This window comes from Paraburkholderia phymatum, assembly GCF_038900715.1.
Lineage (GTDB): Bacteria > Pseudomonadota > Gammaproteobacteria > Burkholderiales > Burkholderiaceae > Paraburkholderia > Paraburkholderia phymatum_A.
Window position 1 is genome coordinate 1 of the sequence record NZ_JAYMRZ010000062.1, and the last position, 2,936, is coordinate 2,936.

The following is a 2,936-nucleotide window of genomic DNA, read 5'->3' on the forward strand; positions in this document are numbered from 1 at the left end:
CGACGGCGATCTCATAATGCACCTCTCACAGTTGAATGTTGGACTGCTACGGTTGAAGATGCCCTGAATTGCGGATCCAGTTCTGAAGCTGATGCTCTTTCGTGGCGTCCAGGGTGATCCACCACGCTCCCCGGCCGTCGATCTTGCGTGCTTCGACGACACGGCGGTCGATCCAGTAATAGACGACGTACGTGCTCACCTGCAATCGACTGGCGAGTTGCTGCACGGTGAATTCGTCAGGACGCGTCAGGCAGGCCGGCGCAATCCCGTACCTGAAGCGGATCCATTTGATCATCGCGAGCGTAAAGGGCTTGCCGTAAGGACTGCGGAGCCCCGCCTGATTGAAGCGTGCGACGATTTGCGGATCGGACATACTTCGCGCTGCCTGGCGGACCTGCTCGATGGTCTCCGCCGGATAGCGTATCGCTTCGGGACGTGGCCTGGGCAGATTGACGGTGAGGTCGGTGCAGACGCCGCCTTGCCAACGCACATGCAGAACGAACTGCCGCTGCCCGGACAATTTCTCTACGGTGATGTCGCGGATGAGCAGTCGCAGCATCCGCTTGCGTTCCTTCGCAGCGGTCGTTGGTGCGCCCCACAGGCGCGGCAGATCACAGGCCAGCGCAAGGATCTGGGCCCTCTGCTCCGCCGTGACAACGCGTGCTTTCTGGCTCTGGAATTGAGCGGCTTCCGTCCTGATCGACTCGACGCGAAGCAACGCGTCGTTCCAGCGCCGCTCGAGGGTGCCCGCAACCAGACGGTTGGCAGGATCGCATTCCTGATAGCGTCGTTCGGCAAGCGCGGCCTCGTATTCGGCTCGCTCGATGCGCATGTGCCACTGACGCATGATGGCCTGATCACGTTGCTCAAGTTCCTTCAGCGCCGTCAGGGCGAGTTCGAGTTCGGCCGGGCGTAGCGCATTGATCACCGCGTCGCTGATCGCGGTGTCGAGCAGGTTGCTGCGCACGCTCATGCAGTCCCGGGTTGCCAGACCTTCACGGCGCCGCCAGTTGCACACATAGACCGGATAAATGCCGCCGTTCCCCTGGTAGCGTACCGTGATTGCCCGGCCGCAGCAGCCGCACACCAGCAGGCCCTGAAGCAGCGCGAGTCCTTCACGAGCTGCACCGTTCAGCAAGTTTCCTTCGCCGTTGGTGCGATTGCGTGCCAGGCGCACCTGATTCTGCTCGAATTCATCCGGGGTAATGTATCCCTCGTGATGTTCCGGCAAATGAACGCGCCATTGTGCCTTTGGTACCGCCTTCATGTGCGTGCGCACATCCCCTTGGGGCGTAATGTGCTTGCGATACTGGTAGCGTCCAAAGACATAGACGCCCGCGTAAGATGGGTTCTTGATCAGCCCCCGCACGCGTTCGTGACTGAGTTGCCCCCAGATGATCTGGCCTGCCCAGGCTCCGCCGTACGCGCGCTTGGGAAACCGCAGACCATCTTCGGCAAAGCGCTTGACGACGCCGTACGCGCTACCGGTTTCACGAAACAGACGAAACGCCAGCTGAACGGCGCCGCGCACCTCGTCGTCGGGATCAAGGACGATGCGCCCTTGATCGTCGTAGCACAGGCCGACAGGAAGAGGAAACCGCAATTCTCCCTTCTGCGCCTTGTTGAGCTTGCCTCCCTGGAGGCGCCCGCGCAAGAAATGTAGCTCCGCCTGTGCCATCGTTCCCTTGAGGCCCAGCAACAGCCCGTCGTTGAAGTCGCCAGGGTCGTAACAACCGTCGGCGTCGATAACCAATGTATGAGTGAGCGCACACAACTCCAGCAGCCGGTGCCAGTCCAGATTCGAGCGTGCCAGGCGTGACACCTCCAGGGCAAACACCGCGCCCACCTGTCCCATCGAGACATCCGCCACGAGCGTCTTGAAGTCCTCGCGTCCCGCCATCTGTGCGCCCGACTGACCGAGGTCCCGGTCCAACGTGCGGATCGCGGTCTCTGGCCAGCCCAGTGCCAGCGCCTTGTCCTTCAACGCATACTGGCGCTCGGTACTCTCGTGATGGTGGCGTACCTGAGCCAGCGTCGACTGGCGGATATAGATGTACGCCGGTTTGCTGTGATGCTGTTGCGTGATCTTGGGGTTCATCGGCGGTCTCCTCGATCGGCGCCGTGTCGAACCCGGCCGCAAGCCAGGCATCGAGCATGTTGGCGATGAGCACGCCGGCAAGATGCGGATCGATGGAGATGGTGAGCGGTGGAGGCTGGCTCACCGGGTCTCCTTAGAGTGCCTCGCGGCGACGTAACAGTTCGCGGTTGATCTCGCAGATCTCTTCGATGATCTCGCGCACCCGGTGATAACTCGCCAGGCGCTCGACGACGTCGGCGTGATCGGCCTGCGGCACGTAATCCATTTGCGGACGACGACCGGGGAAGCTCACGGAGAGGTAGTACTTGGGGCCATGGCCTGGGCCATCCGCGCACTTGCAGCCGGGCTTGCCGCAGCGCTTGTAGCGTTCGATGAGGGAGCCCCTCAGCAGCGTGTCCAGAGCCGGCATTTGCCGCAGTAATTCGGCGCGTCGTTTGCGGAGGGTGGACGACGGAATATCTTCCATTATCAGACCACGTAATTAACTGGTCTGATGGTAGGTCAGGAATGTTCATTGATCAAGCTCCCTTGATCGGCGAGTTCGTAGAATCTGATTCGGTGAGCTGCTCAATCAGGGCGACCAGATCCAGCAGCATGCCGGGATCGAAGTAGCATCTCGGGGCCTGCGGATCGGCAACCGGCGAGCCCCAATCGGTCCATTCGCGGGGAATGCTGAAACTACCGCGCTTTGCGTGACCCACGATCAGCGTTTCGATACCCGAGACGCGTCGCCTCTTCAGCACCGGAAAGCGTTGGCCCTTAAGCGGATGAAATGGATGACAGATCTCCGCCCAACCCAAATGCTCGTTGAGCGCTTGTGCAGTTCGCGCTGACCGTC

The 2,936-nt window shown here is 61.2% G+C and carries 3 protein-coding genes; all 3 read right to left on the bottom strand.

All coding sequences use genetic code 11. The annotated features are described in order from the left end of the window. Window positions 1–46: 46 nt before the first annotated feature. Window positions 47–2,098, bottom strand: coding sequence for a recombinase family protein (locus VSR68_RS42330; protein ID WP_342945356.1), 2,052 nt, complete (start codon window positions 2,096–2,098; stop codon window positions 47–49). A gap of 133 nt (window positions 2,099–2,231) precedes the next feature. Next, the gene (locus tag VSR68_RS42335; protein WP_180730254.1) at window positions 2,232–2,564 is read right to left on the bottom strand and encodes a DUF6788 family protein; all 333 of its coding nucleotides are present in this window, start codon (window positions 2,562–2,564) and stop codon (window positions 2,232–2,234) included. Between the two features lie 52 nt (window positions 2,565–2,616). Then, the coding region (locus tag VSR68_RS42340) for a Y4bD/Y4pK family protein (RefSeq protein WP_342945357.1) at window positions 2,617–2,936 on the bottom strand (320 nt) is incomplete at its 5' end.